Raw genomic sequence first — 25211 nt, 5'->3', positions numbered from 1 at the left:
TTCGTGCGTTACGAACAGCGCGCAGTAGTCCAAAAACCTGCTTCACTTTGCATCTCCCAAAGGCAATATCGAGTGCATTGATTCATCAATACTAACGCTAGGAAGCTCGAAAACCCGCGAGTATTCTCGTTACTGCGCGCTACCTGCACCGCAGCATTTATTAGTGCTTGCGTGTGTGGATATCGTTTCGCGCAATGTCTGTGCCATTGTTCACGATGAGCGTCACTGAGTCCACCGAATCTTGAAGCGTGTTCTCCATCCACCCGCTCTCCGGGTCGATGTCTGCATCCTCGAACGGGCTCAAAACGAAATCAATCACAGATGTGCCCTTAGGCGGGCGGCCGATGCCCATGCGGACGCGCACGTAGTGCTGGGTGCCCAGCTCTGCAGTCATTGAACGCAGCCCATTGTGGCCACCCTCGCCACCTTTATCCTTGATGCGCACCTGGCCAGTGGCGATGTCCAGCTCGTCGTGGCAGACAATGACCCGCTCCGCCGGCAGGCTCAAAGCAGAAGCCAGCGGCCCCACCGCCTCACCGGAATTGTTCATGTACGTCGTGGAGCGGAGCAGCACCACGGGAGTTTCCTCCACCGTGATCAACGCTGCGTGAGCCTTCTGACCCTCCACCGGTAGCCACTGAACCCCATAGCGCTCAACCAGACGATCAATCGGCCAATAGCCGATATTATGGCGCGTTTCCGCGTACTTGGCACCAGGATTGCCCAGGCCGATCACAATCCATTCAGGGGCGAATTCTTGCAGTTCCCCGACGGTAAGCTTGGCACGCTTCGCAGGCTTAGCTGGCCTAGCATCAGCACTATTAGCTGCCGGCCCCTGCGACGCGGGGTTCTTTCGGAAAACGGAAAATAGAGATTGGAGGAAAGACACAGCCACTAGTTTCCCACACCGAGGGTGCGTTCAACCTCGTCGGCTGCGTCAGCGCACATGATCGCCACATCCGCCGCCTCCGACTTGGGGAAGGGCTTCAACACATAGGCCGCCGGATCCATGCGCCCGGGCGGCCGTCCAATGCCGCACGAAAGGCGCCAGTAGTCCTTCGTGCCCAGGGACTTCGTAATGGACTTCAACCCGTTATGCCCCTTGTCGCCACCGGACTGCCGCAGCTTCACCGCCCCCGGATCGCCCTCGAGGTCGTCGTAGGCGACGATGATGTTACCCGCCGGGATCTTGAAAAACGCCGCCAGCTGCTGCACCGGCCCGCCCGACACATTCATGTAGGTCCGCGGCTGCGCCAGCACCACCTTGCGCCCCGCGATAGTCACCTCGGCGATGTCCGTGTTCGTCTTCTTGTGGGCATTCAGGCTGGCTGCCGGTACCTGTCGATCCAGCAGTTCGCCGATCACCATTCGTCCAACGTTGTGCCTGGTATTGGCGTATTTATCGCCGGGGTTGCCCAGGCCGACGATCAGCCACGTGTCGCTGTTGGTGTGTTGTTTCTTGTTTGGTGACGCCACCGTCTCCCAGCCCTCTCTCTAGCTCACTGACGGTTATTGTACTGTCCACCCCGGACAGCCCCCCGCGGCCGTGGGGTGGGCGTCAATAAAAAAGAGCAACAAAAAGGGCCACCCGGTGTGAAAAGTGCACGCGGAGTGGCCCAGTGTGTGAAGGGGGAGTGAATTACTCCTCGGACTCGCCCTCTGCAGACTCGTCCTCGGCAGCCTCGCCCTCGGCGCCTTCGCCCTCCTCGTCAGGCTCCGGCAGTTCCTCTTCCTCCGGCTCCACAACGTTGATGATCAGGGTGTCTTCCTCGGATACCAGGGTTGCGTTGCCCGGCATCTGCAGGTCGCCGGCCAGAACCTGGTCGCCGATTTCCTTGCCCTCGATGTCGACGGTGATCTCTTCCGGAATGTTCAGAACGTCGGCCAGGATGGTGATGACGTCTGCCTCCTGGGTGACCAGGGCGCCCGGAGCAGGCTGACCGGTGAAGATAACCGGAACGTCAACCTCAACCTTCTCGCCGCGCTTAACGTTCAGCAGGTCAGCGTGGTCCACGTCCAGGGTCAGCACGTTCTGGTCCACAGCCTTGATCATGACCAGGTGGTCCTGGCCCTCGATCTCCAGCTCCAGAACGGCGTTCACGCCCTCGTTACGCAGGATTGCCTGGAACTCCAGGATGTCCACGTGAACGTGCATCGGGTCCAGCTTGTTGCCGTAGACAACAGCTGGAACGCGGAAGTCACGACGCAGGCGGCGGGAAGCGCCCTTGCCGAACTCGGTGCGCAGCTCGCCCTTCAGGCGGGTAATGTCAGCCATGATTTTCTCCTTCAAATTTTGTGTTTCAGATTGCTCTGAATCGCTCTTGCGTTTCTACCGCGGACATAAAAAATGCCGCGATATCTCGCGGCGTGTATGCATCCCACAGTTTCATTGGTCACGCACCCGCACACGAGCGGACTCGCTTTGAAAGGTTACGTCACACAAAAAGAAGGGGGAGTGTGCTTTTCGCGCCGATAACGGCCAAATTCTATGTAGGAATTCAGCCCTCGCCGAGATTCGAAAGTATGTTAGCACACCCCCAACCGGGGATTAAAACTACTCAAACAGCGTGGTCACGGAGCCATTCTCGAAGATCTCGTGAATGGTCTTGGCCACCAGTGGGGCGATCGGCAGAACCGTCAGGTTGTCCCAGCCCTCGGTGGACTGCGGCAGAGTATCGGTGGTGATGATCTCGCGGGCGCCACAGCTGCTCAGACGCTCGCGCGCCGGACCGCTGAATACGCCGTGGGTGGTGGCGATGATCACGTCGCCTGCACCAGCCTCGCGCAGCACGCCGACGGCGCCGGCGATGGTTCCACCGGTATCGATCATGTCGTCCAACAGTACACAGGTGCGCCCCTTCACGTCACCGACCACGCGGTTGGCGGTGACCTTGTTGGCCACGTCCACGTCGCGGGTCTTGTGGATGAACGCCAGCGGGGCATCGCCCAGCACGTTGGCCCACTTCTCGGCCACCTTCACGCGACCAGCGTCGGGGGAGACCACGCAGATGTTGTCCAGGTTGTAGTTGGCCTTCACGTAGTCGGTCAGGATCGGCATGGCGTGCATGTGATCCACCGGACCGTCGAAGAAGCCCTGGATCTGGTCGGTGTGCAGATCCACGGAGACGATGCGGTCCGCGCCGGCGGTCTTCAGCAGGTCGGCAACCAGGCGGGCGGAGATCGGCTCGCGGCCGCGGTGCTTCTTGTCCTGGCGGGCGTAGGGGTAGAAGGGCAGGATCGCGGTGATGCGCTTGGCGGAGCCACGCTTTAGTGCATCGATCATGATCAGCTGCTCCATCAGCCAGTTATTCAGCGGCTGCGGGTGGGACTGCAGCACGAAGGCATCGGAACCGCGGACGGACTCTTCGAAGCGGACGAAGATCTCGCCGTTAGCGAAGTCGCGGGCGGTGGTCGGAGTGACCTCGATGCCCAGTTCGCGGGCAACAGCCTCCCCCAATTCCGGATGAGCCCTGCCGCTAAACAGCATCAGGTTCTTTTGATTGTCGATCCAGTGGGTGGTGGACACTTGTGCTTTAACCTTCCGGTCGAAGAGCTGGACTATTCACTTTTACTAGGCGCTCCCTATTTTAGGGCGCGCCCAGACATATCAACAAAAACCAGCGTAGCTTCCGTGCGCTACTTCTGGTCTGCCTGCTGGTCTGCCTGCGGTGTGGAAGCCGGGGAACCACCTTCCGCCACACGCTTGGCTGCGGCCTCGCCGGCCTCCGCCGCCGGGGTTCCGGGGCGCTTCTTAGCCACCCAGCCCTCGACGTTGCGCTGCTTGCCGCCGGATACCACCAGCGCGCCCGGTGGCACGTCTTCCTTGATGACGGTGCCGGCGCCAGAGTAGGCACCATCGCCCACGACGACCGGGGCGATGAACATCGAATCGGAACCGGTGCGCACGTGGGAACCTACGGTGGTGTGGTGCTTGTTCACACCGTCGTAGTTCACGAACACGCTAGAGGCGCCGATGTTGGAGTACTCGCCGATCGTTGCATCGCCGACATAGGTCAGGTGCGGGACCTTCGAGCCGCGACCGATGTTCGCCTTCTTCGCCTCGACGAAGCCGCCGAGCTTGCCATCTTCGCCCAGCACCGTGCCGGGGCGGATGTAGGTGAAGGGGCCTACCTCGGCGCGCGGGCCGATGGTGGAATCGAACCCGTGGGTGCGCACCACCTGCGCGCCTTCGCCGACCGTGACGTTTTCCAGAGTGGTATCCGGCCCGATCTGCGCGTTATCGCCGATGGTGGTGGTGCCCAGCAGCTGCGTTCCCGGCAGGATGGTGACGTCCTGGCCGACCTGTACGTCCACGTCGATCCAGGTCGTCGCCGGGTCCACGACGGTGGCCCCGCCCCGCATCGCGGCGGTCACGGTGCGGCGGTTGAGTTCAGCGCCGGCGGCGGCAAGTTGTACTCGGTCGTTGACGCCCGCGAGTTCCGCCGCGTCGGCGGCAATGTGGGCCCGAACGGGGTGACCCGCCCGGCGGGCGATGCTCAGCACGTCCGTCAAGTACAGCTCGCCCTGGGCGTTATCCGTGTTCAACTGCGCCAGGCCATCGCGCAGGATGGCCGCGTCGAAGGCGAACACGCCGGAGTTAACCTCGGTGATTGCCTTCTGCTTTTCCGTCGCGTCCTTTTCCTCCACGATGGCGGTAACCATGCCGTCGTTGGTGCGCAGGATTCGACCGTAGCCGGTGGGGTTGTCCTGGTTGACGGAGAGCACGGTCACGCTGGCGCCGTCGTGGGTGGCAGTAAGTTCCTGCAGGGTCTCCGGAGACAGCAGTGGCACGTCCGCGTTGGTGACCACTACGGTGCCCTCGAAGCCCTCCAGCTCCTCCATTGCGCACTGCACGGCGTGGCCGGTGCCGTTCTGCTGCTCCTGGATCGCAGTGTCGATGCTGCGCCCCAGCTGCTCGGCTACCTCTTCCACCGCCGGGCCGACCTGCTCGCGCCCGTGGCCGACAACAGCCACGATGCGGGCGGGGTCGATGCCAGCGGCAGCGTGCAGGCTGTGGGAAAGCAGGGTGCGCCCGCCGATGGAGTGCAGGGTCTTTTGGGTTGCGGACTTCATCCGCGTGCCCGCCCCTGCGGCCAGTACGATCACTGCCACAGGCTTGTCTTGGGCCTTTGGTTGAGCTTCGGGGTTCTGAGCAGCATCAGTCACGTTGTTGGCATTCCTTACTTTCGGTTAAAAGCGAATACCAGCATAGCGCCGCTTAGCTACCGCATCGGGGAGGGGCGCCCGCGGGCGTTTAGGAAATCTTGTTTTTGCCCACCGAGACTTCCGGCAGGGTCTTCGACAGCGCGGCGCCGAGTAGCCCGAAAAGCGCCAGCGCAGCCAGTGCGACCTCGGGGGAAACCAGTGCCAACACACTGGTCAGCGCACCCACAATCAGAAGCAACACGCCCATCAGGGTGTTCGCCACCGAGACATAGCGGGTGCGTTGCGTGCCCTCTGCCATGTCCACGATGTAGGTAGAGCGGGCGACCCTAATCGCGGCGTGGGCAAGCGAGATGATGAAGAACGCGATGGGCAGCCACCACACCAGGGCGGTGGTCCACGCATGGGCGTCACTAAGCGAAGAAGCGTAACCCAGTGCCACGGTGATGATGAGCACGATCGTCGCCAGTAGTGCGGCGCCGGACAGGGTGTTGCGGGAGCTCACATCGGACAGTAAGCCGGAGATCCTGCCCGCGAGCAGCGAGGCCACGCCGGAGGCGATCACGAACGTTCCCAGGCCCGTGAAGATGGCGCTGGCCAGCGAGGATTCCTCCGTCACGCTCTGCTGGTTCGCCATCGTCACCAGGAACGTCGGCGACAGTGCAGAGGCCAGCAGCAGTGATCGGACCAGCACGAAGCGCCTAAAGTCACGGTCAGAACGCACGAGGTCCACGATGTCGTCGAACACATCGCGTAGGTAGTTCGTGCCCTGTGGTAGCTCTTTTTGTTCTTGTTTAGTGACGCCCTCACGGATCCCCTTAAACAGCCATGCGCTGGCCAGCCAGGCTGCGGTGGCGATGGCGAAGAGCACTGCGAAGAGGGTAGGGGTCAGCTCGCCGCGGGCGGCCTGAATGGCCACACCCACCAGGATCGCCACCGCGCCGGACAAGGTGGTGGCAAAGCCGGTCAGCCGCCCGCGGAAACCCTTGGGAACCGTGCGCCCGGCAATGTCCTTGCTGGTTAGCGAAACCAAAGAGCGGCAGGTGGACAGCAGGGCGAGGGCGAACAGAATGATCAACCCGGCCAGCAGCCCGTCGGTCAGAAGCGCGGCGGCGACCATGATCGCGCACGCCAGCGCCTGGCCGAGCGTGCCGACAAGCATGAAACCCAGCCGCGAGGTCTTTGTCTGCAGCCACGGGCGGAACAGGGCCTGCGGCAGCATCGAACCGGACTCACGGATCGGCACCAGCAGCGGGATGATCCACACCGGGGCGGCGACGACTGACAAAAACCACGGCAGAACCGTCTTAGCGGAAACGATCTGATCGCCGATGTTCTGCGTGCCGAAGCCTAGGGAATAGCGGCCTGCGTTTTCCTCGACGTGCTTCAGGTCGCTCTCGGGTGGCGTGCCAATGAACTTCGTGGTGAATGTGCGCCAGAACTTGCTGGATTCTGTGCTGGACTTGCCGGACATGTATCGCCCCACCCTTCCAAATAAAAAAAGCTCTCCCACCAGGACTCGAACCTAGAATGACGGTACCAAAAACCGTAGTGTTGCCAATTACACCATGGGAGAAGCGCACATATTAGTGTGCAGCGAACACTCTACAGCACGCTCAACCGGGCGCATAAACCGCCGGGTGGTGTGGAGGATAGACTGTTGGCCATGAGTCAGACAGCCACGCCCAAAGCCAACGCCAACCGCTCTTCAAACCCGGCGCCCAGCCTGGCGGGGCTGCTGAAAGCTGCTGCGCAGGACGGAAAACTGCGCGGAATGATGACGCACCTGGGGGAGGGCTCCCTGCACATGCAGGCCCCCGAGGGCGCGTGGCCTTTCGCAGTGGGCACGCTGGCGCAGCGCACCCCGCTGCTGGTGGTGACGGCTACGGGGCGCCAGGCCCAGGACCTCACCACGGTACTGCGCTACATGCTGGGTGACCGGGTGGAACTATTCCCGTCGTGGGAGACCCTGCCGCACGAGAAGCTGTCGCCGGCCGTGGAGACTGTGTCCACCCGCATGCGCGTGCTGCGTCGCCTGCACGAGGGCGACGAGGGTCTGCAGGTGGTGGTGGCTCCGACCCGCGCAGCTGTGCAGCCCGTGCAGTCCAATCTGGGCGAGGTCACGCCGGTGCGACTGAAGGTGGGGGAGGAGATCGACTTCGACTCCTTGACCCACCGTTTGCAAGAGCTCGGGTACACGCACGTGGACGTGGTGGGTAAGCGCGGCCACTTCGCCATCCGCGGCGGCATCGTGGACATCTTCCCCGCGACCGAGGAAATGCCCGTCCGCGTGGACTTCTGGGGCGACGAGATCACGGAGGTGCGCGCCTTTAGCGTCGGCGACCAGCGGACCATCCCCGGGGTGGAGCCGGACCAGGTGATGGTCTATGCGTGCCGGGAATTGGTTGTCACGGACGAGGTGGCGTCCAAAGCAAAAAACCTTGCCCAAGAGCACGCCGGCAACGCGGAATTGGCCGAGATCCTCGACAAGATCAGCCAGAAAATCCAGGTGCAGGGGATGGAATCGCTGATCCCGGCCCTGCACACGGCGGAGCTGGTGGCGCTGCCGGAGCTCATGCCGGAAGGTACGCACACGCTGGTGATGGCACCCGCGGCCGTCGAACGCCGCGCTCACGACCTGCGCGAAACCGGCCAGCAGTTCCTGGAGGCCGGCTGGGACGTTGCGGCGATGGGCGGCTCGGCGCCGATGGAGGGCGTGGCTTACCTTTCGATCGACGCGGTGCAGAATGTGCAGCAGAAGCTGGGGCGACCCTGGTGGACGTTGTCTACGCTCGGGATGGCGGATTTTGACGCCGACACTTCCGATGTTCTGGAACTCAACTACGACTCGGCGCCCCGACCGCACGGCGAGATGGAGGCCATCGGTGCGCTGATGAGCGACATCCGCAAGCGCGTGGAATCCGGCGGACGGGTGGCCTTTGCCGCCCCGACCCCGGCCGTGGCGGCCCGCATGCTGCGGCGCTTCCAAGAAGCCGGCATCGCGGCCGAGGCGATCGGTGTGGACCTCAGCGGCAGCCGTGGCCTGGGGCGGATTAAGAAGTCCAAACACACCACCGCCGACGAGCCCGCGCCACACCAGGTGAGCATCTACCACGCCGTGGCTTACGAGGGGCTGGTGTTCCCCTTCACCGGGGATGACAAGCGCCCTAGCCTGCTGTTCTTCACGGAAACGGACCTGACCGGCAACCGCGTGGACGCGAAGGCCACGGGCAAGCGCAAGCCCGCGAAGAAGCGCAACCGCGTGGATCCGCTGGCACTGGAGCCGGGCGACCTGGTGGTGCACGATTCCCACGGCATAGGCAAGTTCGTGAAGATGACGGAACGCACGGTGGGCAAGGGGCCGGATGCCTCCCGCCGTGAGTACCTGGTGCTGGAGTACGCGCCCAGCAAGCGGGGCGGGCCGGGCGATCAACTCTATGTGCCCATGGATCAGCTGGATATGCTGTCGCGCTACGTCGGTGGGGAAAAGCCCGCGCTGTCGAAGATGGGTGGCGCGGATTGGAAGAACACCAAGCGCAAGGCCCGCGGTGCCGTGCGTGAGATCGCGGGCGAGTTGGTGCAGCTCTACGCCAGCCGCCAGGCCGCGCCGGGCTATGCCTTCGCCGCGGATACGCCCTGGCAGCGGGAGATGGAAGATGCCTTCCCGTTCACCGAGACCGAGGATCAGTACAACGCCATCGAGGCTGTGAAGGCCGACATGGAAAAGCCGGTGCCGATGGACCGCGTGATCGTCGGTGACGTGGGCTATGGCAAGACCGAGGTAGCGGTGCGTGCCGCATTCAAGGCCGTGCAGTCGGGCAAGCAGGTGGCCGTGCTGGTGCCGACCACCCTGCTGGCGCAGCAGCACTTCAACACGTTCAGCGAGCGCATGCAGGACTTTCCCACCACCATCAAGGAGCTGTCCCGCTTTACCACCCCGGCGGAGTCCAAGAAGGTTATCGATGGCATGGCCGACGGCACGGTGGACATCGTGATCGGTACCCACCGCCTGCTGCAGACGGGTGTGCACTGGAAGAACCTGGGGCTGATTATCGTGGACGAGGAGCAGCGCTTCGGTGTGGAGCACAAGGAGCACATCAAGTCGCTGCGCACCCACGTGGACGTGCTGACGATGTCCGCAACCCCGATTCCCCGCACGCTGGAGATGTCGATGGCGGGCATCCGCGAGATGTCGACGATCCTCACCCCGCCGGAGGATCGCCACCCGGTGCTGACGTATGTGGGTGCGCAGGAGGATAAGCACGTGGCTGCGGCTATCCGCCGCGAGCTACTGCGTGACGGCCAGGTGTTCTACGTACACAACAAGGTCCGCAGTATTGAGCAGACCGCCGCGGACATTCGCCGCCTGGTACCGGAGGCCCGCGTGGTGGTCGCACACGGCCAGATGAGCGAGGAACAGCTGGAGACCACGGTGAAGGGCTTCTGGGATCGCGAGTTCGACGTGCTGGTGTGCACCACCATCGTGGAGACAGGCCTGGATATCGCCAATGCCAACACCCTGATCGTGGAGAACGCCCACCACATGGGGCTGTCCCAGCTGCATCAGCTGCGCGGCCGCGTGGGGCGTTCTCGTGAGCGCGGCTATGCCTACTTCCTCTACCCGAAGGGCGAGGTGCTGACCGAGACCTCCTACGACCGGCTGACAACCATCGCCCAGAACAACGACCTGGGCGCGGGCATGGCGGTGGCCATGAAGGACCTGGAGATGCGCGGTGCGGGCAACGTCTTGGGTGCCGAGCAATCCGGCCACATCGCGGGCGTGGGCTTCGACCTTTATGTCCGCCTGGTCGGCGAAGCAGTGGAGGCGTTTCGCGCGATGGCTGACGGCAAGCCCGTCGACGGCCGGGAGGAGGAAAAGAAGGAGATCCGCATCGACCTGCCGGTGGATGCGCACATCCCGGCCGAATACATCGCTTCGGAGCGTCTGCGCCTGGAGGCCTACCGCAAGTTCGCCGAGGTACAGGACGAGGAGCAGATCGAGAAGGTGCTCGAGGAGCTGCGCGACCGCTATGGCGAGCCGCCGGAGCAGATCCAGATGCTCGCGGTGCTCTCGCGCCTGCGCCTGCTGTGCCGCGATCTGCAGGTCACGGAGGTGGTGGCCACGGGCTCGAAGATCAGCTTCAGCCCCATCGAGCTGCAGGATTCCACCCAGGTGCGCCTGAAGCGCCTGTTCCCGGCGGCGAACTACCGTGCGACTACCAAGATCGTGCTGATCCCGGCTCCGAAGCGCGGGCAGGGCATGCGCGCGGTTCCGCTGCGCGATACGGAGCTGGTGCAGTGGTGCGCCGATGCGTTGACGCAGTTGGCTGGCATCCCGATTCGCAACATGGCGGGCGGTGTCGGCAAGGGGGCTGGCAAGGGCTCAAGTAAGGGGGCAGGCAAGGATAAGGGCACGTCCTAAACACCGACGCGCTAGAATAACCGCCATGTCAGTCGTATTACTAGATCCCCGTTTCCCCGCGATGATTCCCGTGGAGGCCGTCGATCTGCTCCGTGGAGATGTGTGCTACACGGAGGAGGTGCCCATCCGCGTCCGCTGGGTTATCGCGGATCTGGGCGGCCACACGGTCGATGAGTCCGACATTATCGTCACGACGGATCTGGAAAACGAAGCTGTCGTTACCCGCATCGAGGCTGGTGAGGAGCTCATCACCGCGCCGAGCCTAAAGGTGCACATGGAGCCCGCCCGCGAGCTGGAGGCCGGTGGATCTTCTGTTGGTGACGCCACCGACGGGGAAGACGCAGCCGAGATCACCCACTCGGGCGATGGCGTGGTGGACGGCGAGATCGTCGGGACCGACGAGCACACCGCAGCCGTGGCGGGCCTGCGCCGCACGACGCGCACCGAGGTTCCAGCCTCTGTGATGGATGAGATCGAGGACGCGGTGGCGCTGATGGCACGTGCCCTGCGCCAGGGGGAGTGGGAGCAGTCCATGACCCACACCAGCCTGGTGAAGTTCCTTCGCGAGGAGACTGAGGAGCTGGCCCGCACCATCGACCTGATGGAGAACTGGAAGCCAGAGGGCGAAGGTGAGGGTGCTGCGCGCCCGAAGTGGATCGAGCAGGATCTGTGCTCCGAGCTGTCGGACGTTTTGCTGCAGGTGCTTTTCCACGCGGAGATCGCCAACCGGCGTGGTGCCTTCGACATTGGCCACGTGGCCGGGGCGTTTTCGGCGAAGCTGCGCGCCCGCGCCCCCTACCTGTTTGAGGAGGTTGAGCGTCAGGTTCCGCGCCAGGAGCAGGATCGCCTATGGGAGGAGGGCAAGAAGGAAGAGGAAGCTCAGCGAATTCGCAGTTTCGGTGAGGAGTACCTGCGCTACAGCGAGGCCAAGAAGGAAGCTGAGCGGAAGGCGGCCGAGAAGCAGGCTGAGCCTGCACAGTCTGCACAGCCCCGCCAGGAGCCGCACGCGGAACAGTTCCCGGCCGTCCAAGCGCCCGCTGAAACGGCAGGTCCGGCAGTCCCCGCCAGCTCTGTTGGCACAGCTGTCGGCTCGACTGGCACCAGCGCCCTGACCGCAGCGGAGGCCGTCATCGCTGAGGCGCGGGAGCAGGGAATCCCGGATAAGGACATCCCGACCGACATCCGCTACCCGATGGTTGGCCTGGAGCTAGATAGCCCCGGTGAGGCAGAGCGCCGCCTACACGATGCTGTTGCGGCGTTCCGCGAGAAGCTGCAGTCCCAACAGCACAAGCCTCAGCATCCCAACCCCCAGCAGCCAGGGAGCCAGCAGCAGGGCAACTAGCGCCGCGTTAGAAAACTGCGTACCAGGCCTTCACGTGGGGCGAAGAGGTACGTCAGCCCGAAGATGGCCGACTGTACCAGCACGATGGTGCCGCCAGTGGATACGTCTACGTTGAAGCTCAGCAGGATGCCCGTGATGCAGCTGACCCACGCCACCAACGGGGCAATAAGCAGCATGTGGCGGAAGCGGCGCGTCCACAGGTAAGCGGTTGCGCCGGGGGTAATCAGCATTGCTACCACCAAGATCACGCCAACGGCCTGGGCGCTGGCCACCACCACGCACGCCAGGCACGCCAACAGTGCCCACCGTATGGCCTTCGTATTGAAGCCCATGGTTCTGGAGTGTTCGGCGTCAAAAGCCCACAGAGTAAACGTGCGTGCATTCGCCAGCAACACCACAAACGCGATGCCTCCAATGGCCAGGATCTGCCACAGTGCGGACTGCGTTATGCCCAGCAGGTTGCCGAACAGGATCTCCTGTAAGTGCGTGCCGCTAGGCGTCACAGAAAGAAGCACTAGTCCGAGGGCGAAGAAGGTGGTGAAGACAATGCCGATGGAGGTGTCCTCCCGCAGGGTGGTTCTTTCCTTTACCGAGCCGACCAGGCCGACGGCGATGAGTGCGGCCAGCATCGCACCGACGGCGAAGGGCGCTCCGGTGATGTAGGCCAGCACCACACCGGGCAGCACGGCGTGGGAGACCGCATCGCCTAGCAGTGACCAGCCCACCAAGATCAGCCAGCAGCTCAGTAGTCCCGCGACCACGGCCATCACGCTGGCGGCGAGCACCGCCCGCTGTACGAAGCTGTAGCTCAGGGGCACCAGGATTGGGTCGAAAAGAGTCGAAAGTGTGCTCATCGCTGCGCCTCCTCACTAGCGACCAGCTGTGCGTCCGCCGTGTTGGTGCTGAAGGTGCGCGCGAGGTTCTCTGCTGTCAGAACCTCTTCCAGCGCCCCTTCGGCCACGATCCGCCGGTTGAGCATAGCCACGTTGTCGCACAGTTCCGGCAGCCGGTCCAAATCGTGTGTGGAGATCAGTAGCGCTGTCCCGGCCTCGGCGAGCTCGTGTAGCAGTGCGGTGATCTGCGATTGTGACTGCGTATCCACCCCTGCGAAGGGTTCGTCCAGCAGCATGATTTTCGCCTCCTGCGCGATGCCGCGTGCTACGAAAACGCGCTTGCGCTGGCCACCTGATAGCGCGCCGACGGGGCGGTTCTGCAGGTCGGTCAGTCCGGTCTGCCGCAATGCCGCGTCGATGATGCGGTTGTTTTCTCTTTTCTCTTGACGCCAACTCTTCAGCCCCCATAGCGCCGAACCCTGCGGTAGCAGGCCTACCTTGGAGCGTGCGCGGCGCCGTCCGCTGGCAACAATGTCGCGCACGCTGATGGGGAAGTTCCAGTCCACGTGGTCGTGTTGAGGGACGTAGGCCACCGTGCCGCGTGAGCCGGTGGCGTTGATCGTTATGCTCCCGGAAGTGGGGCGCACCAGCCCCATGATGGCTTTGAACAGGGTGGACTTGCCCGCGCCGTTCATGCCGATCAAGGCGGTGATCTGGCCGAAGCCGAGCTGCAGGTTTACGCCGGTGAGAGCATCGACGTGGCCGTAACTCACGTGCACATTGTCGACGACCAGCGCGGGGGAGGGGGAAGAGTGTGGCGAGTTCATCTATTCCTTCGGATTCTTGCCCGTGAGTCCGCTGACGATGGTTTGAGCGTCGTAAGAAAGAAGGTCGAGGTAGGTCGGTACAGGACCGTCGGCTTCGGAGAGCGAGTCGACGTACAGTGTACCGCCGTCGCGGGCACCGGTATCTCGCATGAGCTGTTCCTTCGGCCCGGGCTCCACTGTAGATTCGCAGAAAACAGCGGGGACGTCATTGTCCTTGACGAAATCGGCTGCCTGGGTGATTTGCTGGGGAGTGATCTCGCCCTCGGTGTTGACAGGCCAGATGTAGCCCTCCTTCATGCCGGCATCGTGGGTGAGGTAGCTGAAGGCACCCTCACAGCTCATCAGTGTCCGCTGGTGGCGGGGCAGGGATTTCAGGCCGTCCTGGAGCTCGGTCTGCACGTCGTCGAGCTTGTCTTTGTACTTCTTGCCGTTGTCCTCGTAGGTCTTTGCGTTTTCCGGACGCAGGTCGCTCAAGGCCTGGACGATGTTGTCCACATAGGTTTTGGCGAGGGTGGGGCTCATCCAGGCGTGTGGGTTGGGCTGATCGGTGCCCTTGATGTTGATGGGCTTCACGCCGTCGCTGGCAGTGGTGCGCTGGGCGGAGCTGTCTGCGGTCAGCTTGTCCAGCCAGTGTTCCAGTCCCAGTCCGTTGTTGATGATGAGCTCCGCTTCGGACGCGGCGGCGATGTCGCTGGGGGTGGGGTCGTAGCCGTGAACCTCCGCGCCGGGTTGGGTCAGTGAGCGCACGGTGAGGGTATCGCCGGCGATGTTGGAGGTGATGTCTTCCAAGATGGTGAAAGTCGTTAGAACCTCGGCTTTTTCATCGGGTGTGTTCTCGCTATTGCAGGCGGTGGTGCCTGCAACTGCGAGGATTGTGGTGCACAGAGTTGCCACTAGCTTCTTACTGGGCTTCATTTGCAAGGTAATAAACCTTCCGATAGTGAGGGGTATAATGTTCAATGTATTGAACAATATAGTGCAGCTTAATCCACACCCTTGAGTTCTTAAAACCCCGATTACCCCCGTACACTGGTCGACATGCATGTCACAGACCTTCCCGAGAGGTCCCAGGATTACCTGAAGAAGATCTTCGATCTGCAGGAGTGGTCCGGAGGTGGGGTTTCCCTCTCCGTCTTAGCCAGCCACATGGACCAGCGACCTTCTACTGCCTCGGAGGCGATCAAGCGCCTCGCCACCCAAGGGCTCGTCGACCACGCCCCTTATGGGGACATCGAGCTCAGTGAAGCGGGTCGCAGAATCGCCCTTACCATGGTTCGCCGCCACCGCCTGATCGAGACTTTTCTGTGCAACCACTTGGGCTACGGCCTGGATGAGGTGCACGACGAGGCCGAGGTTTTAGAGCATGCGGTCTCCGACACCTTCGTCGATCGCATCGCCAGCCTGCTAAATAACCCCACCCGTGACCCGCACGGTGACCCTATTCCCGACGAGGGTGGACACATTCCTGCGAGCTCGGCTTTCCTTCTTTCGGACGCCCACACGGGCGAGCAGCTTATCGTGGATCGCATCAGCGACAGGGATGCTGCCCTGGTGCGTTATCTCACCGAGCATGGCGTGCTCCCCGGGGTTCACATCACCGTCGGCGAGCGTGTGTTCGCAGATATGGCGGAGTTGCACATCGCCGAGTCGGAAACCAGGGTTCAACTTCCAGCGAGTAGCCTAAGCGCAGTGTTGGTAAGCGCAGCTGACAAGAACTCGCAGAACGGCCGCGCTGAGAAGTAGGAAGGAAATCCATGGCGTCGAACCACTATCGCCGCCCGCAGAGGATCGAACCGAACGATTCTGTGTGGGATGACGACGCAGCCGGAAGCCGCCCGAACCGGGGGCTGCTGGGTGGTTGCGGATTCTTCGTAGTGGTCATCGCACTGCTGGGTATCATCGCCCTGGTCGGCTACCTGGTGGCAGGGTTCGTCACCAGTGACCACAGCTCTGAATCCGACCGGCTGCCGGTGCCCACCGATATTCCGCCGAAGGCTGCGAGTCCGGCGCCGGACTTCGACCCGAACGACAGCGACCGCGCATACCAGCAGGCGCTGGACTGGGCTAAACCGAAGTCCGAGGAACTGCATATCCCTCTGCAGGCTCTCATGGCCTACGGAAAGGCCGAAGGCTTCGCCCGGAAGGAAACCCCCGACTGCAATCTGTCCTGGAATACGCTGGCCGGGCTCGGTTACGTAGAGACCCGCCACGGGACTTATGACGGCCAGCGCTTCGGGGCGTCCAAACTCAACGACGACGGCATCGCCGAACCTGACATCATCGGCCCGCAGCTCAACGGCCGCGAGTTCGCCAAGGTGGAGGACACCGACGACGGGCGCCTGGACGGCGACCGCGAGTACGACCGAGCGCTGGGGCCGATGCAGTTCATCCCCGAATCCTGGAAGATCTACGGGGTGGACGCGGACGGCGATGGCAAGAAGAATCCGCAGAGCGTCTACGATGCCGCCGCGACCGCGACCAAACTACTGTGCAGCGAGGGCCGTGACCTCAGCACCGAAAACGGCTGGAAGAGTGCGATCAGGGGCTACAACCTCTCCGACGAATACGTCGTGCAGGTACGTGACGCAGCGGCAAACTACGCGATCGGCCAGTCGCCGCAGTAGGCCATTCCCCCTTTAGGGAGGGGTGGTTTTGGCCAGGTTTTGCGCCCGTGACGGCGAAAAATTTCTGGCGGTGCCACAATGGGAGTAGACCGCTGTGCTCGGTGCCACCCGTGGGCTGCCCAGCGCTGCGGTGGAGACCTTTGTTAGCTGTTAACCCAAGAACAGATAATCAACAGTTTGGCACCCCAATGCCACATGCCAAGGAGGCAGACACATGGCCCTGATCCTCAACATTGATGCCCGTGAAATCATCGATTCCCGCGGTAACCCGACCGTCGAGGTAGACGTACTGCTGGACGACGGCTCCTTCGGCCGCGCAGCCGTTCCCTCTGGCGCTTCCACCGGTGTGCACGAGGCACACGAGCTGCGTGATGGCGGCGAGCGCTACCAGGGCAAGGGTGTGCTCAAGGCCGTCAAGAACGTTATCGAGGACATCGACGAAGAGCTGATGGGCGTGGAGGCCGACGATCAGCGCCTGATCGACCAGCTGATGCGCGACCTGGACGGCACCGAGAACAAGTCCAAGCTGGGCGCCAACGCCATCCTGGGTGTTTCCATGGCTGTTGCCCGCGCCGCTGCAGAGTCCGCCGACCTGCCGCTGTTCCGCTACGTCGGTGGCCCGAACGCCCACGTGCTGCCGGTACCGATGATGAACATCCTCAACGGTGGCGCACACGCCGACTCCGGCGTGGACGTCCAGGAGTTCATGATCGCCCCGATCGGCGCAGAGACCTTCTCCGAGGCGCTGCGCGTGGGCGCCGAGGTCTACCACACCCTGAAGAAGGTCATTAAGGACAAGGGCCTGTCCACCGGCCTGGGTGACGAGGGCGGCTTCGCCCCGTCCGTTGACTCCACCAAGGCGGCCCTGGACCTGATCGTTGAGGCTATCGAGAAGGCCGGCTTCAAGGTCGGCGAGGACGTTGCGCTGGCGCTGGACGTTGCCTCCTCCGAGTTCTTCAAGGACGGCAAGTACCACTTCGAGGGCGGCGAGCACACTGCCGAGGAGATGGCGAAGGTCTACGAAGATCTGATCGAGGAGTACCCGATCGTCTCCATCGAGGACCCGCTGCAGGAGGACGACTGGGAGGGCTACACCGCCCTGACCGCCAAGATCGGCGACAAGGTTCAGCTGGTCGGCGATGACTTCTTCGTCACCAACCCGCTGCGCCTGGCCAAGGGTATCGAGGAGAAGGCAGCCAACGCGCTGCTGGTGAAGGTGAACCAGATCGGTACCCTCACCGAGACCTTCGACGCTGTCGAGCTGGCACACCGCAACGGCTACCGCAGCATGATGTCCCACCGTTCCGGTGAGACCGAGGACACCACCATTGCTGACCTGGCCGTCGCCCTGAACTGTGGCCAGATCAAGACCGGTGCTCCGGCTCGCTCCGAGCGCGTTGCTAAGTACAACCAGCTGCTGCGCATCGAGGAGATCCTGGGCGACGCAGCCGTCTACGCTGGCCGCTCCGCCTTCCCGCGCTTCACCAAGTAAGCGCTAGGCGCCCCTCAGGGGGCGCAAGGCAATCAGGTAGCCACAGCCATCCAGCCGATGGCCGTGGGCTACTCGCATTTCAGTCTCGCTTCGCTAGACTCTGTAGACCATGAGCAAATCGACCAAGGGCGAACCGGACAAGGAGCCGGAGGATCAGCCGCGCGCAGACGTGGCGTCCGAAAAAGAGGGGCCAGAAAACAGCCGCCCCGAGTCCGCCCACCTGCCCCGAGCACGGTCGATCGAGAGGCGCGAAAGGCGCCGAGCCCGCGCACAAACCGCGCCGAAACGCATGGCGCGCTCCTTTGTAGAAGTGCCCAAGAACATGAGCCCCACCACGTGGCTCGTGACGCTGGTGTTGGTGATTTTCCTGGCGGTTTCCATAGCCAACCCGCTGCGTAACTACTTCGAGCAACGCGCCGAGCTGGCGCAGCTGAACCAGAAGATCGAGGCGCAGGAGAAAGAGAAAGCGGAGCTCACCAGCGAGCTCAACCGCTACCGCGACGAGGACTTCATCAAGGAACAGGCGCGCACGCGACTGGGGTTGATTGAGCCGGGGGAGTCGGCATTCCGCATCATCTCCCCGAAAATCCATGCAGACGAGCTAGGTACCGAAACGGACGAAGAGTCCCAGGGTGAGGGTGACGGCAACCGCGACTGGTACGCCCAGCTGTGGGATGCGATCTCCACGCCGGAGGAAGAGCTCAAGGAAGGCGATCCGGCGACCGAAGACCACAAACTGCCGACGGTGCCGGAGGAGAAGCCGGAGCAGGAACAGCCCGCAGCGCCCGCACCTGAGGAACAGCCCGCAGCGCCAGAAGGGGCGCCAGCGCCCGCACCGGGTAACTAGAGCGACTGACTTAGACCAGCTAGCTAGAGCACCAAACTAGAGCGAGACATTCCAACCAAGGAACCGAGGGAATTCATGACCAACCAACGCCAGCCCGGCCCGCCGACCGACGACGACCTGGAGGTAATGCGCCAGCAGCTCGGCCGCCCGCTTCGCGGTGTGGTCGAGGTCAGCTACTACACGCCGGATGGGGTTCCCGCAGTGGTGAAGACCCAGCCGAAGCTACCGGATGGCACACCGTTCCCCACGCTGTACTACCTGACGGACCCGCGCCTGACCGCTGAAGCCTCCCGCCTAGAGGTTGCAGGTGTGATGAAGACGATGCAGGCTCGGCTGCCCGAAGACGAAGAGCTGGCCGCCGACTACCAGGCCGCGCACGAGCACTACCTGGCCGAGCGCAACAAGATGGAGGATCTGGGCACGGACTTCTCCGGTGGCGGCATGCCCGACCGGGTGAAGTGCCTGCACGTGCTGATTGCCTACGCGCTGGCGGAAGGGCCACAGCGGGTGCGCCTGGGCACCGAGGCCGTTGCGTTGGCCATCGAGAACAACCCGAAGCTTGAGGGCACGGCGTTGCCTGCGGACTGGCCGACGGCGGCCTCGCTGGGTACGTCGATGGAAGCCGCGAGCGTCGCAGAGTAGCCGCGGGGTAGTCTGGGGAACCATGAGTACCGCCCAGAACCAGCGCCAGAACCAGCCCCAGAACTTGGGCCAGCACGAGTCCCAGAGCCCTCGCTTCGCCGCCATCGACTGCGGTACGAATTCCATCCGCCTGCTGATCAGCGAGCGGACACCGGACGGGCAGATTAACGAGCTCAACAGGGATAACATCATCGTGCGCCTGGGCCAGGGCGTGGATGCCACGGGACGCTTCGCCGACGAGGCCCTGCAGCGCGTGGATGAGGCCTTGCAGATCTACGCCGATCGCATGGTTGAGTACGGCGTGGTGGACGTGATGATGGGGGCGACCTCCGCCACCCGCGATGCGGCGAACCGCGAGGAGTTCTTCGACATCACCCGCCGGCACCTGGGGCGCGTGCGCGAGGGCGCGGTTGCGCAGGTGATCTCCGGCGAGCAAGAGGCGGAGCTGAGCTTCCGCGGTGCCATCACGGATCTGCCGGATGCGCAGGACCGCACCGTGTGCGTCATCGACCTGGGTGGCGGTTCCACCGAGTTCGTCGTGCACGGCCCGGGGCGCGAGCCGCAGGCTTTCTCGGCGGACATGGGCTGCGTGCGCCTGACGGAGCGATTCCTGCACGACCAGCCGCCGGCGGAGCAGCAGGTCGCCGAGGCCCGCGCTTTCGTAGCGGAGCTGATGGAGCAGGTGCGCTCCCACGTGGATCTGCGCGACGTGGATCAGGTCGTGGGTGTGGCGGGCACGATGACTACCCTCGCCGCCATCACCCTGGGCCTCTCGGAATACGACTCGCGGGCCATCCACATGGCCACCCTGCCGCTGGAGGAATTCCGCGCCACGGCGCGCAATCTTTTGGGATTGACGCCACCCCAGCGCTGCGAATACGGGCCTATGCACCCGGGCCGCGCGGATGTGATCGGTGGCGGTTCTATTGTGGTGGACGCCTTCACGAGCCAGTTCCTTGATTGGGGGCTTAGTGAGATCACGGTCAGCGAGAAAGATATATTGGACGGGATGCTGGCTGAGGTCATGGCACGCCCCCTATAGCCCAATTGGCAGAGGCAGCGGACTTAAAATCCGTTCAGTGTCGGTTCGAGTCCGACTGGGGGGACTTTTTGTTTTTCTTTTAGAACTTCTTTATGAAAGTGAGCCAGATCACGATCGCGCTGTTGTAGCGTTGTTTCCAAGAAAGTATTTCGCTGGCAAAACCACATGCTAGCGTTTCGATTCACTTTTGAGGGAGCCATCGACATGATTCTGGATAACTACCGCGCTACTTGGGAAACCGAGGAAACTGACGCCCTACGCCTGCACGCCCGCGAGTTCATCGCCAGGGAGGTAACTCCCAACGAGCTGAAGTGGGAAGAAAACCACCAGGTAGAGCGTGAGTTCTGGAACAAGGCCGGCGACGCTGGCCTGCTGTGCGCCTCCATCCCCGAGGAGTACGGCGGAGGCGGCGGCACCTTCGCCCACGAGGCCGTGATCCAGCAGGAGCTCGCCCTGGCTGGCAACTCCGCCTGGCACAACGGTGTGCACTCCGTGATCGTCGCCCACTACATCTACCAACTCGGAACGGAAGAGCAGCGTAAGCGCTGGCTGCCGGGAATGGCCAGCGGTGAGCTGGTCGGCGCGATCGCCATGACCGAGCCCGGAACCGGTTCCGACCTGCAGGCCATCAAGACCCGCGCAGAGCTGGATGGCGACGAGTGGGTCATCAATGGCTCGAAGACCTTCATCACCAACGGCACGCACTGCGACGTTGTGGTGATCGTCGCCCGCACCAACGACCAGCCGGGCGGCAGGGGACTATCCCTGATCGTCGCGGAGACCAAGGACCTCGAGGGCTTCGAGCGTGGCCGCGTGCTGGACAAGATCGGCCAGCGCGGTCAAGACACCCGCGAGCTCTTCTTCACCGACATGCGAGTGCCCGCCGATAACCTGCTGGGAGGCAAGGAAGGTATGGGCTTCCTGCAGCTGATGCAGCAGCTGCCGCAGGAGCGCTTGATCCTGGCCATCGCCGGTTCATCCGCTTGCGAGGGCGCCGTGCGCGAAACCATCCGCTACGTCAACGACCGTGAGGCGTTCGGCCGCCCGATCCTGGGATTCCAAAACACCCAGTTCGTTCTGGCCGAGTGCGCGAGTGAGACGCTGGCGGCGAAGACTCTGACCGACCACTGCACGGCGCTACACATTGAGGGCAAGCTGACGCCCGCGCAGGCCTCGGCCGCGAAGTACCTGGCCTCCGACCTGCAGAGCTCCGTGGCAGACCGCTGCCTGCAGCTATTCGGCGGCTACGGCTTCATGCGCGAGTACCCGATCTCCCGCATGTACACGGATGCTCGCGTGCAGCGCATCTACGGCGGCACGAACGAGATCATGAAGCTGCTGATCGCCCGCGAGTTTAAGCAGGACTAGCGAGACTGGGCCAGGGGGTCAGAGGAAGGTCGGCGGCTCGGCTAGCTCGAAGTCCGTGCCGCCGTTCCAGGTCAGGTAGACCTGCGTGCGCTGGGAGGGGGAGGACGCGGGGTCTGAATCGCCGTAGCCAAGGTAGTCGAAGAACAGCTTTCCATCCTCGATCTTTACCTCGTCAACTGTCTGGCCACGTCGGCCCATCGTCGGCAGATCTTCGTCTAGGTCATCCACCTGGGTGTAGCCCATCGGGGTGAGGTTCTTGTCGTACACCACGAAGTGGTTGACGAAGCTGTTTCCTCCCCGGTTGCTGTACATTTGCACGACGATTTCGTCCTCCCCGTCACCGTTAAGGTCGCCTTGAGCGTAGATTGGGGAGATTTTGTCGCGATCGCCGCTTGGATCGTTGCTGCCGAGTCTGATGTTGAAACCATAGCCGGGTTCGCCGTACACGCCATCGCTCAAAGTGACTGCCGGAAAATTCGTTTCATCGGAGCGTTCGGCATCTTCCAGCACGCTGAAGTCGGGCACCGTCATTGAGGCCATTCGTGGGACCAGGTCGGCGGCGTCAAACTGCTCCCCGGGCTCGTCGGATCCATCGGAGTCGTCCCCGTTGTCGGAGTCTTCTGCATCTGGATCTGCGTCAGCCCCCTCGTCTTCCTTTGTGTCAGGCGCCGCCCCTGAGGCTGCGGAGGGCTTGCCAGGATCAGCTTCGTTGTTGGAGGGCTCGGTGAGCCTCTTGTATCCGAACAGGCCACCTGCCAGCAACAGGACGCAGACGATAAAGGTGACGATTGCCGGCAGAAGTGCCGAGCTCTTCTTCGGAGGCTGAACTTGCGCCATAGCCTGCGCCGCCGCAGGTGGGGGAGCCATGCCCGGGCCGAACACCGGTGCGGGACCTGCGCTGGGGCTGGCACCTGGGGCTGAAATTGGGTTGAAAGCTGGCTGCTGGGACGGCGATACCGGCTCGAAAGGCTCCGTGGAGGGGTGCGTGGTGGAGCCAGTCTCCGCATCGGTGTCGGCGGCCGGGGTCTCGTCCGAGCGCACCACGGTCTTCCATTCGTTCCGCGAACTCCACTCGTTCCGCGAGTCGCGTGAGCTGCGAGTGTTATTCGATGGCCCTGAGCTCTGCGAGTTCCACTGGTTTCTTTGGCTTCGCTGGTCTCGCTGGTTCCGGCTGCCGTTTTCCGGTGATTCCACGCCTGGGCTCCTACACGTTGGACTGCTTATGGGCGCTAATCTCACGAGCGTTGCATAAGCATTGCATTAAAGAAGAACGTACAGAAGCTTAGTGTGCTTCCGCACGTTCTTGGGAGTTTACGTTCTTGGGGGGTGCTCCTACAGTCCGGAGTTCACCACCAACTCGTCGGAGGGCTGGCCGCCCTTCGACTTCGGGTAGGCCTTGGCCAGGGCAGCGGGGAAGCGCTCGGCGCGCTGGCTGTTGCCCTCGGGGCCGTAGTGGGCGAAATCGCCCTCGGCAAACCACTCGGGCTTCGCCTCGGCGGCCCAGTCGTAGATCCGCAGGTTCGGGTAATCCTTCTGCGCGTCACGCAGCGCCTGGTTGAACTCCTCCATGTTGGAGTTCGCGTAGTAGCCCTCGTTGGTGTTGGTGGTGACCGTCGGCCACATGACCTTCTGGTCGCCCAGAATGTCCATCATGATCTTGATGCGCTCCGGGGCTGCCAGGTTTGCGCCCGCCGCGTAGTTAGCCGCATCGTTCACACCGGTAGCGATAACCCAGCAGGTATCCGGGCCAGCGGCGGTGGGCAGCAGCTCCTGCACGGAGTCGATGGCCGGCGGGTAGCTCTGTGAACCGTCCTCGGACTGCCATCCCTCGGTGGTGTTGCGCGCGCCGAAGACACTGTCGATGACTTCCTCTGCGCCGTACTTCAGATACGTCTCGAAGGCCGTGTTCTCGGGGTCATTCACCATGTCGTTGGCGAACATGCCGATGGACGTGGAATCGCCGACGTGCACCACGCGCTTGCAGCTCATCAGCTTGGAATCCGGTTCCTGGTCGACATCTTCGGCAGGCCCCTCAGCATTGGGGTTCTGCGGCCCCGCAGCCTTCCCAGCGCCACCCGGACGCTGCGAAGGATCCAGTTCCATTGCGGGCTCACCGCCCTTGCCCGCGCCAGCTTCCTGCTGGGATGCCGTGGGGTTGATGCTAATGGGCGTCGCACCAATAGCGACCACCGCGGCCAGCACCACAGCGGCACCGGAAGTGAAGTAGGTGGGGAACGGCTGGCGGAAAATGCCCACAGGCGTGCCAGAGCCGTCGCGGTTGTCGCCGACCTCGCGGTCTGCCTTGCGGCTGCGCATCCATGCCTTGATCGGCGGGATCACGCCGTGCTTGCGGATTGGATCCTCGATCAGCGTCCAGCTGATGGCGGCCAGAGCCACGCTCACGCCGATGGTGATGATGCTGGCCAGCAGCTTGTTGTTCTCCAGCCATGACTGCGGCATGAAGGCAATTACCGGCATGTGCCACAGGTAAATGCCATAGGAACGCTCGCCGAGCCAGCGGATCGGGCCAAAGCCCAACACCTGGCTCCACAGGCTCTGCGGGTGCAGAACGGAGAAGATCGCCAGCACGGAAGCGACGGAAAGCAGGATCAGCCCGCCGTGGTACAGGAACATCGATTCCTGCTCCACCAGCACAACAAGCGCCACGATGCCCGCCAGGCCGATAAGGCCAAACAGGTTCGCGGTGCTTTTCGCAGGTTCGACGGACTTACCCGCTTGGCGGCGGGAGGATAGCCAAATCGCCAGGCACGCACCCAGCAGCAGGCCGCCGGCACGGGTATCGGTGCCTTCGTATGCGCGGGTGTTGTCCATCCCCGGGGTTGCCAGCACCCACATCCAGGCGAAGGAGGCGCCCGTCAGCAGCAAAGAGCCAATCAGTGCACCAATCCGCGAGCGGGTAACAACCAGCAGCACAAGCAGCACCAGGGGCCAGAGCAGGTAGAACTGCTCTTCGACGGATAGCGACCACATGTGGCTCAGCGGGCTCGGCCCGCCAAAGTTATCCCAGTAGGACTTTTCCTGGAAGATGGTGTGCCAGTTGTTCACGTAGAACAGGGCGGAAAGTGCTTCCCAGAAACGATTGGTGAGCTCGTCGCGGGCAAGCGCCGCAGTCAGAATCAGAGTGGCAAGCAGCGTGACTATCACCGCCGGCATAAGGCGCCGGAACCTGCGCAGCCAGAAGGTGCGGAGCGTCAAGTTGCCCTTCTTATCCCACGAACGCATGAGGTTCGCGGTGATGAGGTAACCCGAGAGCGTGAAGAACACGCCCACGCCCATGAGTCCCCCGACGAAGCCGGGAACGTGCAGGTGGTACAGCACAACCACGGCAACTGCGATCGTCCGCAGCCCGTCGAGTCCGGATACGTACCGCTGATTCTTGTTTATTGGGCGAGGCATGTGAAGCGAGTGAACCTTTATCCAAAAAGTGAGGTGCTTATGAGGTTTTATGCGCGCTGCCGGCGCGTCAGTTCAGACTTTGCAGTCTAGCCCTTTGGGGAACCTTTGGGAAACGATTTTTTTAGGACGCCCTCACGCGGGCGGGGCTTGGGGTCTGGTTCGAGCGCAGGGTAGGTGCGTTGCACACCTATC

General features: G+C 63.0%; 20 protein-coding genes and 2 tRNA genes. 10 read left to right on the top strand and 12 right to left on the bottom strand.

The genetic code is table 11. From position 1 onward, the window contains the following. Positions 1–160: 160 nt before the first annotated feature. From pth (L8V00_RS04830) to L8V00_RS04800, 7 genes are all read right to left on the bottom strand, one after another. Positions 161–895 carry an aminoacyl-tRNA hydrolase gene (gene pth / locus L8V00_RS04830; protein ID WP_269944352.1) on the bottom strand — a complete coding sequence of 245 codons (735 nt, stop codon included), beginning with the start codon at positions 893–895 and terminating at the stop codon, positions 161–163. Further along, the gene (gene pth / locus L8V00_RS04825) at positions 895–1476 is read right to left on the bottom strand and encodes an aminoacyl-tRNA hydrolase (RefSeq protein ID WP_049049159.1); all 582 of its coding nucleotides are present in this window, start codon (positions 1474–1476) and stop codon (positions 895–897) included. The genes pth (L8V00_RS04830) and pth (L8V00_RS04825) overlap by 1 nt, the downstream gene beginning before the upstream one ends. Before the next feature lie 163 nt (positions 1477–1639). Then, the gene (locus L8V00_RS04820) at positions 1640–2275 is read right to left on the bottom strand and encodes a 50S ribosomal protein L25/general stress protein Ctc (protein ID WP_269944351.1); all 636 of its coding nucleotides are present in this window, start codon (positions 2273–2275) and stop codon (positions 1640–1642) included. Between the two features lie 279 nt (positions 2276–2554). Beyond that, positions 2555–3526: a ribose-phosphate diphosphokinase gene (locus tag L8V00_RS04815; protein WP_005293382.1), complete on the bottom strand. Its 972-nt coding sequence runs from the start codon at positions 3524–3526 to the stop codon at positions 2555–2557. Between the two features lie 110 nt (positions 3527–3636). Next, the gene (gene glmU, locus L8V00_RS04810) at positions 3637–5166 is read right to left on the bottom strand and encodes a bifunctional UDP-N-acetylglucosamine diphosphorylase/glucosamine-1-phosphate N-acetyltransferase GlmU (RefSeq protein ID WP_420840034.1); all 1530 of its coding nucleotides are present in this window, start codon (positions 5164–5166) and stop codon (positions 3637–3639) included. An 88-nt stretch (positions 5167–5254) separates the two neighbouring features. Continuing rightward, the gene (locus tag L8V00_RS04805; protein ID WP_269944350.1) at positions 5255–6637 is read right to left on the bottom strand and encodes an MFS transporter; all 1383 of its coding nucleotides are present in this window, start codon (positions 6635–6637) and stop codon (positions 5255–5257) included. Between the two features lie 30 nt (positions 6638–6667). Beyond that, positions 6668–6739 (bottom strand) — tRNA-Gln (locus L8V00_RS04800). 90 nt (positions 6740–6829) lie between these two features. On the opposite strand from L8V00_RS04800, the gene mfd reads away from it, so the two are divergent. Together mfd and L8V00_RS04790 are read left to right on the top strand one after the other, a co-directional pair. Beyond that, positions 6830–10585 (top strand): transcription-repair coupling factor, encoded by a 3756-nt coding sequence (mfd, locus tag L8V00_RS04795; RefSeq protein WP_269944349.1) that lies wholly within the window; start codon positions 6830–6832, stop codon positions 10583–10585. Between the two features lie 25 nt (positions 10586–10610). Then, positions 10611–11927: a MazG nucleotide pyrophosphohydrolase domain-containing protein gene (locus tag L8V00_RS04790; RefSeq protein WP_269944348.1), complete on the top strand. Its 1317-nt coding sequence runs from the start codon at positions 10611–10613 to the stop codon at positions 11925–11927. Here the strand turns inward: L8V00_RS04790 and L8V00_RS04785 are convergent. From L8V00_RS04785 to L8V00_RS04775, 3 genes are read right to left on the bottom strand one after another with little or no spacing between them, the layout of a single operon-like run. Continuing rightward, positions 11924–12781: a metal ABC transporter permease gene (locus tag L8V00_RS04785; RefSeq protein WP_005293374.1), complete on the bottom strand. Its 858-nt coding sequence runs from the start codon at positions 12779–12781 to the stop codon at positions 11924–11926. The two genes, L8V00_RS04790 and L8V00_RS04785, sit on opposite strands and share 4 nt — an antisense overlap. Further along, the gene (locus L8V00_RS04780) at positions 12778–13587 is read right to left on the bottom strand and encodes a metal ABC transporter ATP-binding protein (RefSeq protein WP_269944347.1); all 810 of its coding nucleotides are present in this window, start codon (positions 13585–13587) and stop codon (positions 12778–12780) included. Before L8V00_RS04780 ends, L8V00_RS04785 begins: the two co-directional genes overlap by 4 nt. Further along, positions 13588–14502 (bottom strand): metal ABC transporter solute-binding protein, Zn/Mn family, encoded by a 915-nt coding sequence (locus L8V00_RS04775; RefSeq protein ID WP_011273915.1) that lies wholly within the window; start codon positions 14500–14502, stop codon positions 13588–13590. A 123-nt stretch (positions 14503–14625) separates the two neighbouring features. On the opposite strand from L8V00_RS04775, the gene L8V00_RS04770 reads away from it, so the two are divergent. The 8 genes from L8V00_RS04770 to L8V00_RS04735 all read left to right on the top strand — a co-directional run bounded on the left by L8V00_RS04770 (position 14626) and on the right by L8V00_RS04735 (position 21602). Further along, a complete protein-coding gene (locus L8V00_RS04770; protein WP_269944346.1) occupies positions 14626–15330 on the top strand; it encodes a metal-dependent transcriptional regulator in 705 nt (234 codons plus the stop codon). 11 nt (positions 15331–15341) lie between these two features. Next, positions 15342–16211 carry a lytic transglycosylase domain-containing protein gene (locus tag L8V00_RS04765; RefSeq protein ID WP_269944345.1) on the top strand — a complete coding sequence of 290 codons (870 nt, stop codon included), beginning with the start codon at positions 15342–15344 and terminating at the stop codon, positions 16209–16211. Between the two features lie 214 nt (positions 16212–16425). Then, positions 16426–17703: a phosphopyruvate hydratase gene (eno, locus tag L8V00_RS04760; protein ID WP_269944344.1), complete on the top strand. Its 1278-nt coding sequence runs from the start codon at positions 16426–16428 to the stop codon at positions 17701–17703. Between the two features lie 109 nt (positions 17704–17812). Next, positions 17813–18550, top strand: coding sequence for an FtsB family cell division protein (locus tag L8V00_RS04755; protein WP_269944343.1), 738 nt, complete (start codon positions 17813–17815; stop codon positions 18548–18550). A 75-nt stretch (positions 18551–18625) separates the two neighbouring features. Further along, positions 18626–19192 carry a DUF501 domain-containing protein gene (locus tag L8V00_RS04750; protein ID WP_269944342.1) on the top strand — a complete coding sequence of 189 codons (567 nt, stop codon included), beginning with the start codon at positions 18626–18628 and terminating at the stop codon, positions 19190–19192. A gap of 22 nt (positions 19193–19214) precedes the next feature. Then, positions 19215–20234: a Ppx/GppA phosphatase family protein gene (locus L8V00_RS04745; RefSeq protein WP_420840032.1), complete on the top strand. Its 1020-nt coding sequence runs from the start codon at positions 19215–19217 to the stop codon at positions 20232–20234. Next, positions 20225–20298: transfer RNA gene (locus L8V00_RS04740), tRNA-Leu, on the top strand. Before L8V00_RS04745 ends, L8V00_RS04740 begins: the two co-directional genes overlap by 10 nt. A 140-nt stretch (positions 20299–20438) precedes the next feature. Continuing rightward, the gene (locus L8V00_RS04735; protein ID WP_269944341.1) at positions 20439–21602 is read left to right on the top strand and encodes an acyl-CoA dehydrogenase family protein; all 1164 of its coding nucleotides are present in this window, start codon (positions 20439–20441) and stop codon (positions 21600–21602) included. A gap of 18 nt (positions 21603–21620) precedes the next feature. Here the strand turns inward: L8V00_RS04735 and L8V00_RS04730 are convergent, their stop codons facing one another. Continuing rightward, entirely contained in the window at positions 21621–22796 is a 1176-nt protein-coding gene (locus tag L8V00_RS04730) for a hypothetical protein (protein WP_269944340.1), read from the bottom strand. A 138-nt stretch (positions 22797–22934) separates the two neighbouring features. Then, the gene (locus L8V00_RS04725) at positions 22935–25019 is read right to left on the bottom strand and encodes an acyltransferase family protein (RefSeq protein ID WP_269944339.1); all 2085 of its coding nucleotides are present in this window, start codon (positions 25017–25019) and stop codon (positions 22935–22937) included. Positions 25020–25211 lie beyond the last annotated feature (192 nt).

Source organism: Corynebacterium evansiae (genome assembly GCF_027570065.1).
In the GTDB taxonomy this organism is placed as follows: domain Bacteria; phylum Actinomycetota; class Actinomycetes; order Mycobacteriales; family Mycobacteriaceae; genus Corynebacterium; species Corynebacterium evansiae.
Note: the sequence above shows the minus strand (reverse complement) of the source record. Positions and strands in the feature narration are given on the sequence as shown.